Origin of the sequence: Actinomyces sp. oral taxon 849 str. F0330 (assembly GCF_000239715.1) — a bacterium.
GTDB classification, from domain to species: Bacteria; Actinomycetota; Actinomycetes; order Actinomycetales; family Actinomycetaceae; genus Actinomyces; species Actinomyces johnsonii.
In genome coordinates this window covers 12942-19840 of the sequence record NZ_JH470358.1, presented here as the reverse complement: position 1 = coordinate 19840, position 6899 = coordinate 12942, and the positions used below count along the sequence as shown (strand labels likewise).

7 protein-coding genes are annotated in these 6899 nt (G+C 70.1%); 5 read left to right on the top strand and 2 right to left on the bottom strand.

Translation table 11 applies throughout. The features are described from left to right. The first annotated feature begins 74 nt into the window (after window positions 1–74). The 4 genes from HMPREF0975_RS12235 (at window position 75) to HMPREF0975_RS12220 (ending at window position 3328) form a co-directional block, all read left to right on the top strand. Window positions 75–770: a hypothetical protein gene (locus tag HMPREF0975_RS12235; protein ID WP_009234498.1), complete on the top strand. Its 696-nt coding sequence runs from the start codon at window positions 75–77 to the stop codon at window positions 768–770. Window position 771: 1 nt separating this feature from the next. After that, on the top strand, window positions 772–1380 hold the full coding sequence (gene recR / locus HMPREF0975_RS12230; protein WP_009234497.1) for a recombination mediator RecR: 609 nt from the start codon (window positions 772–774) through the stop codon (window positions 1378–1380). Between the two features lie 207 nt (window positions 1381–1587). Continuing rightward, a complete protein-coding gene (locus HMPREF0975_RS12225) occupies window positions 1588–2496 on the top strand; it encodes an ABC transporter ATP-binding protein (RefSeq protein WP_009234496.1) in 909 nt (302 codons plus the stop codon). 64 nt (window positions 2497–2560) lie between these two features. Then, complete coding sequence (locus tag HMPREF0975_RS12220) at window positions 2561–3328, top strand: ABC transporter permease (protein WP_009234495.1); 768 nt, start codon at window positions 2561–2563, stop codon at window positions 3326–3328. A gap of 94 nt (window positions 3329–3422) precedes the next feature. Here HMPREF0975_RS12220 and HMPREF0975_RS12215 read toward each other — a convergent pair whose 3' ends face one another. Continuing rightward, window positions 3423–4502, bottom strand: coding sequence for an ABC transporter permease (locus HMPREF0975_RS12215; RefSeq protein ID WP_009234494.1), 1080 nt, complete (start codon window positions 4500–4502; stop codon window positions 3423–3425). Continuing rightward, window positions 4499–5440: an ABC transporter ATP-binding protein gene (locus tag HMPREF0975_RS12210; RefSeq protein ID WP_009234493.1), complete on the bottom strand. Its 942-nt coding sequence runs from the start codon at window positions 5438–5440 to the stop codon at window positions 4499–4501. The genes HMPREF0975_RS12215 and HMPREF0975_RS12210 overlap by 4 nt, the downstream gene beginning before the upstream one ends. A 483-nt stretch (window positions 5441–5923) precedes the next feature. Here HMPREF0975_RS12210 and HMPREF0975_RS12205 point away from each other — a divergent pair. After that, window positions 5924–6899, top strand: a 976-nt coding sequence (locus HMPREF0975_RS12205) for an aspartate kinase (RefSeq protein WP_009234492.1), incomplete at its 3' end; no start/stop codon positions are given.

Below are 6899 nucleotides of genomic sequence, written 5' to 3'. Positions count from 1 at the left end.
TGTTGCGTGTCTCAGCGTCCTCCGGGTCGTCGTCCCCACCACCCGTTGGCTCTCCCCCCTCGGGAGCGCCCGCGATGCCCGAACCCGAGTCGTCCTCTCCGCATGCTCCGGACGCCTCCGCCCCCGCCGGCCTTCAGGATGGCGCACAGTCCAGCCCCTACGCCCCCCGGTCCTCATCCGCGCCGGTCCCGACTCCGGCCTCACCGGTCACCTCCTCGACGTCGCCGGCGCAGTCCCGTTCCGCTCCTGCCGCGCAGGCGCCCGACGAGGCGCCCCTGGCCACCGTCCACCGTCTGCGCGCCCTGCCGGAGATTCCCGGCGGGGCCGCATCGTCCGCAACCGCTCCCCAGTCCTTCCAGCAGTCTCCCTCCCCCCAGTCATCCCCGCAGTCGCCGGCCGCCGGCAGTGCGCCCGGCGCACCCGACGCCACCGCCGGTTCTCCCGGACTGGCGCCCGTTACCTGGGAGGGGACGGAGTCGAGCCCCTTCAGCCCGGGTCCGGCGCCCGAGGAGCCCGGCGCCTCGAGCGCCGCTCGCGAGGACGATGCCACCTGGGCGCCGTCGGGCATTGCGGGCTCACGGCTGGCTGCCGCCATGGCCGCCGCCCGCGCCGCCGCGCAGGAGACCAGCGCCGACTCCCTGGCCGACGACACCCCCAGTGAGGACGATCCCGATGCCGAGGACGCCGGCGTCGTCGGCATCGAGGTCGTCAAACGGATCCTCGGCGCACAAGTCATCGAAGAGGTCACCGTGACTCAGGAAGGACGCTGACATGCCCGCCGTCTACGAAGGCGCCGTCCAGGACCTCATCGACGAGTTCGGCGAGCTGCCCGGCATCGGCCCCAAGTCCGCCCAGCGCATGGCCTTCCACGTGCTCGCCGCGGACTCGGCCGCCGTCGAGCGCCTCATCGAGGCCCTGCGCGCCGTCAAGGCCCGGGTCCGCTTCTGCGAGACCTGCGGCAACATCGCAGAGGCCCCCCAGTGCGCCATCTGCCGCGACCCCCGCCGCGACCAGCGCGTCATCTGCGTCGTCGAGGAGCCCAAGGACGTCGTCGCCATTGAGCGCACCCGCGAGTACCGGGGGCTCTACCACGTGCTCGGCGGCGCCATCGACCCCATCAGCGGTGTCGGCCCCGATGACCTGCGCGTGCGCGAGCTCTTCAGCCGCCTGGGGGCCGGCGAGGTCGAGGAGGTCATCCTGGCCACCGACCCCGACGTCGTCGGCGAGGCGACCGCCGCCTACCTCACCCGCATGCTGCGCACCATGGCCGTGCCCGTCTCCCGCCTCGCCTCCGGCCTGCCCGTGGGCGCCGATCTGGAGTACGCCGATGAGGTCACCCTCGGGCGGGCCTTCGAGGGCCGGCGCCGGGTCGAGGACTGAAGACTCCTTCCGCCCCCTTTCGCCGAGCCAGGCATATTTCGCGCAGCCGGGCGGCGGGGAGACTGAGAGAGGAAGAGGAAATCGATCAGCGCGACGGGTAAAACTTGTAGAACTAGTTGCACAGTGCGACCATGGTGGGTGCGAGGGTGCACGGAGCCCTCCCGCTGAGGTGATCCACCTCGACGGACACATCATCCAGGAGCCCTGATGAACGCCGTCACCTGCACTCACGTCACCCGCCGCTTCGGCGACCTCACCGCCGTCGACGACGTCAGCCTTCAGGTCGCCGACGGCGAGATCTTCGGCATCATCGGCCCCAACGGCGCCGGCAAGACCACGCTGCTGTCCAGCATCGAGGGCCTCGACGAGCCCACCTCCGGAGAGATCTCCGTCCTGGGGCTGCACCCCGTCAAGGACGCCGCCGAGCTCGCCCGTCGCACCGGAATCCAGCTCCAGCAGGCCGCGCTCCTGCCCCGGCTGCGAGTCGGCGAGGCCCTTGAGCTCTTCTCCTCCTTCTACGACCAGTCCGTGCCCTGGCGGCCGCTGCTGGCGCGCCTCGGCATCGCCTCCAAGGAGAAGACCGACGTCGCCCGGCTCTCCGGTGGGGAGCGCCAACGCGTCTTCATCGCCCTGGCCCTCGTCCACGATCCCGAGCTGCTCTTCCTCGACGAGTTGACCACCGCACTCGACCCCCAGGCGCGCCTGGCCATGTGGGACGTCGTGCGCGACATCCGCGAGCGCGGCAAGACGGTGGTTCTGACCACCCACTACATGGAGGAGGCCGAGGCCCTGTGCGACCGGGTCGCCGTCATCGACCACGGACGCGTCATCGCCCTCGACACGATCCCCGCCCTCATCGCGGCCCACGGTGGCCAGGCCTCGCTACGGCTCAGGCTCGGCGCTCCGGCGCCCAGGACGCTGTCCGACGTCGAGGGTGTCACCTCTGTACGAACCGACGGCGCCGTCACCATCGTCGGCGGCACGGGCGCTTTCGCCCAGGCGGTCCTATCCCACCTGGCGCAGGCCGACGTCGTCGTGCAAGACATGGAGACCCACTCGCCGGGCCTGGAGGAGGTCTTCCTCAACCTCACCGGACGGGCCCTGAGAGAAGCCTGACCGGCTGGGGCCCCAACCGAGCAATCGCCTACCGACAAACCGAGCGCTGAGAAGAGACACGACCATGCCGACTACGCGCACCCGCCGAACTTTTACAACCCTGCTCGTCATGCTGACCCGCTCGACCCTGCGCGAGCCCGTCGGACTGTTCTTCACCCTTGTCCTCGCCCCGCTGCTGGTGGCGATCCTCGGCGTGCTCTTCGGCAACGACCCCAACCCCCAGTTCGGGGGCCGCGGCTTCATGGACGCCACTCTGCCCGCCTGCGCCTGTCTCGTGGTGGGGATGACTGGCATCATCATCCTGCCCACCAGCCAACTCCAGCTGCGCGAGAGCGGGGCCCTGACCCGCCTGCGGGCCACGCCGCTGAGCCCGCGGGTCTTCGTGGCGGCCGACCTGACCGTCAACTTCCTCATCAGCCTGGTGGGCATCGTCCTGGCGCTGCTGGTGGGAGCCCTCGGCTTCGGGGTGAGGCTCCAGGGCAACCCGGTGGCGATCCTGGCTGCCGCCGCCCTCGGGCTGGTGGCCTTCCTGGCGCTGGGCTACACGCTGGCCGCCCTCTACCCCTCCTCCCGCGCCGCCACCGGGATCGGGAACGGATTGTTCATCGTCATCATGATGACCTCCGGGGCCTTCGTCCCCCAGAGCCAGATCCCGCAGGGCGTCCAGCGCGTGGCCCGCTACTCGCCCTTCCACTACCTGGTCGACCTCGTCCAGGGGATGTGGTCCGGCCAGTCCTGGGCGGATTATGGGACGGCGCTCGCGGTGCTCGTCGGCATGACGGTGGTCTGCGGCCTGCTGGGGGCGCGGCTGTTCCGGTGGAAGACGGCCTGACGTCGCTCACCTCACGCCGAGCCGGGCAAGTTTCACGTAGCCGGGCGGAAAAACGGTAGGGCTACGCGAAGAATGCCCGGCTCGATGGGGGTGGTTAAGCCAGACGCACGCCGCGTGGCAGTTTGCCGGCTGGGACGCGCAGGCGTCTGCCGGCCACGACCACTCCGCCGGCCCCCAGGGCCGCGAGTGCCACGAGGCTCGCGGGCCAGAAGACCAGGTGCTTCGTCCTAGAGTCCGTGGTGGACGAGCCGAACGGGTCGTCGTAGAAGCTGTCCCCCTCGCAGTAGTTGTGGATGACTCGATCGGGTTTGGGATCGCGCATCGAGTCGACTCCCAGCCCGGTACTCGTCAGGAGGGAGTTGCCCACGGAGTGGTGGTCCAAGGCGGGCTGAATCGGCGCATGAGCGGTGGCGTCCCCCAGGGCGACGAAGGGGTTGGGGGCCAGCATCCACCAGATCCGGTTGGTGCGGGTGACCTCCCGAGTCTCAACATCGGGGTCCGGTCGGCACACGAGCTTGTCATCGGTCGAGTTCGTGTAGTCCACCTCGTAGGTCACTACGGTCTGCTTGCCGGTTACCAAGGAGGAGGCGATGGTTGTGGCCAGGGGCGTCCCGACGGTCAGGGCGGCCACCACGATGTAGGTCAGTACTGCGGAGGCCGAAGGGCGCGCTGTCAGGCTCGAGAACCCCAGGCCGATCGCGCACACCGCCCCCAGGGTGACGCCGAGGATGACCAGGTGAGCCAGGAGCGCCTGCCAGTGCGATCCGCCCGCGATCGTCAGGATGAGAAGGAAGGGCGCAGCCACGCCCAGGAAGGCGATCGCCGCGCCCCAGGCCGCCAGCAGCTTGCCGACGACGATCTCCTGGCTGCGCAAAGCGGTGGCCTGCAGTAGTGCCAGGGTCGCGTCGGCTCGGTCGCCGTTGATCGACGTCGCCGACAGGGTGGGGGCGACGATGAGCCCGATCCCCAGCACGAAGCAGACGACGAGGTCGTAGAGGGAGACGAGGTAATCCTTGGGGGGAGCGCCCGTGGTCTCTAGTAGAGCGATCGTTAGTCCGCCGCACAGCAGGATGAGGACGGCCAGCCAGATCCCCAGCATGACGCGCCAGCGCGTGGCTCTCACCCGTTGGCGCAGCTCGAGCACCATGATGGTGCGTACGCCCGTCCAAGTCATCGGCGTTCTCCTTCCAGGGCCAGATAGGTCTCCTCCAAGGTTCCGGACAGAGGGGAGAAGGAGACGACCTCCACCCCGGCCTCGACGGCCCCGCGCAGCAGGCGGGCCGCCGCGGCGTCGTCGGCGACGGGGAGACGCATGCTCCCGTCCTCCTCAGGCGTGACCGGCAACTGCTCGGAGCCCGCCCAGTCGTTCAGGCGCCCGGAATCCAGGGCCCGCATCCGCCAGGTCCGGCGCACCGGAACTGGGTGAGTGGCGTCATCGGCCTGCGCGCCGACCGGAACCGGATCCAACGGCGAGGGGACGGTGGTTCCGTGGGACATGAAGACGACGCCGTCGACCATCTCCTCCATCTCCGACAGGATGTGGCTGGAGAGCAGGACCGTGGTGCCGTCCGAGGCCAGGTCTCGCAGCAGGACGCGCAGGTCGGCGCGCGAGCGCGGGTCCATGCCCGCGGCTGGCTCGTCCAGGAGCAGGACCTTGGGGTCGTGGATGAGGGCGCGGGCCAGGCCCAGACGCTGCTTCTGGCCCCGGGAGAGGACCCGGGCTGGCGTGCGCGCCAGCTCGTCGAGGTGGACCAGGGTGAGCATGTCGACGGCGCGGGTGCGGGCGGCGTCGGCATCCATCTCCTGGGCGGCGGCGAAGGTCAGGAGGATTTCGGTGCAGGTCAGGGAGTCCCAGGTGCCGAAGGCGTCGGGCATCCAGCCCACGGCGCGGTGGACCTCGCGCGACTGGGTGATCGGGTCCAGGCCGGCGACGCGGATCGTTCCGGAGTCCGGGGCCAGGAGGGCCGCCAGCATGAGCAGCAGGGTGGTCTTGCCGGCACCGTTGGGACCGACCAGGCCCGTGATGGCGCCGCCCGGCACCGACATGTCCAGCCGGCGCACCGCGGGCGCCCGGCCAAAGAAACGGGTGAGCTGAGAGACTTCAATGCTCATAGGGGCAGGCTACTGCGTCGAGGGCCGCGGTAGTCGGGGAGAGGTACCCATAGTCGACGGTGGTGGGAGGCGCTCTGAGTCGACTCGCGCGTGAAGGGCGTGCGGCGGGGCCCGTGAGAGAGCTTCGAGTAGTGTTCAAGTAGCGTTCGAGTAGGTTGGCAGTAGCGCCGTTCGAGGCGAGATTTTCCTCGTGATTCCAAGGTTCTGCAACTTTGAGTCGCTACTCTCAGCATTTTAGAGTAGGTGCGAGTGGGGGCGGCTCTCGGGTCCACCCGCCCCTCGCGTGGTCCACCGGCGCTGTGATCTCAGAGCCACGTGATATGCCGGCAACACAAGGGGCCCGTATGCTTGCCCCAGCCACGTCGTCGTGGGCGCCGCGCGGCGACGGCTCCAGATCCCGGAGGCTCCTGCCAGGACGCCCGCACCGGCGCGGACTACCTGATGGTAGACACGCACTGATTCCAGGACCCGAGGAGCGCCCATATGGCACTGGTCGTCCAGAAGTACGGAGGCTCGTCCGTCAGCGACGTCGACGCGATGCGACGCGTCGCCCGGCGCATTGTCGCCACCCGCAAGGCCGGTAACACGGTCGTCGTCGTCGTCTCCGCGATGGGGGACACGACCGACGAGCTCCTCGACCAGGCCGCCGCCCTGACGAGTGACGCCCCCGCCCGTGAGATGGACATCCTGCTGTCCGCCGGTGAGCGCATCTCCATGGCCCTGCTCGCCATGGCCGTCGGTGAGCTCGGCGTGCCCGCCCGCGCCTACACCGGCGCCCAGGCCGGGGTCCTCACCGACTCCAAGTACGGCAAGGCCTCCATCGTCGGGGTGCTGCCCGAGCGCGTGGCCCGCTCCATCCAGACCGGCGCGGTCGCCATCGTCGCCGGCTTCCAGGGCATCAACGAGGTCGAGGACACCACCACCCTGGGGCGCGGCGGCTCCGACACCACCGCAGTCGCCCTGGCTGCGGCCCTCAATGCCGACGTCTGCGAGATCTACACCGACGTCGACGGCCTGTTCACCGCCGACCCCCGCATCGTTCCCACCGCCAAGCGCATCGAGTCCCTCTCCAGCGAGGAGACCCTGGAACTGGCCGCCCACGGCGCCAAGATCCTCCACCTGCGCGCGGTGGAGTACGCCCGCCGCTTCGGGGTGCCCCTGCACGTGCGCTCCTCCTTCTCCGACAAGACGGGAACCTGGATTTACGACGGCCGCCGGCAGGGCGCCTTCGTGCCCTCGGTCGTGGCTACCCAGCTCGACGACGTCGTCGCTGCCGACATCGCGACGCCGGGCAGTCCTGCGACCCCCGCCTCCCCGGCCAGCGCCGTCACTCCCGCGAGCTCGGCGAGCCAGGGGAACTCTCCCGCTGCCGCTGACCCGCCCTCAAACCCCGCCGGACTCGACGACGGGCCCTCGGCCGCCGCCGTCGACACCGCGCACCGCAACGCCATCGCCGCGC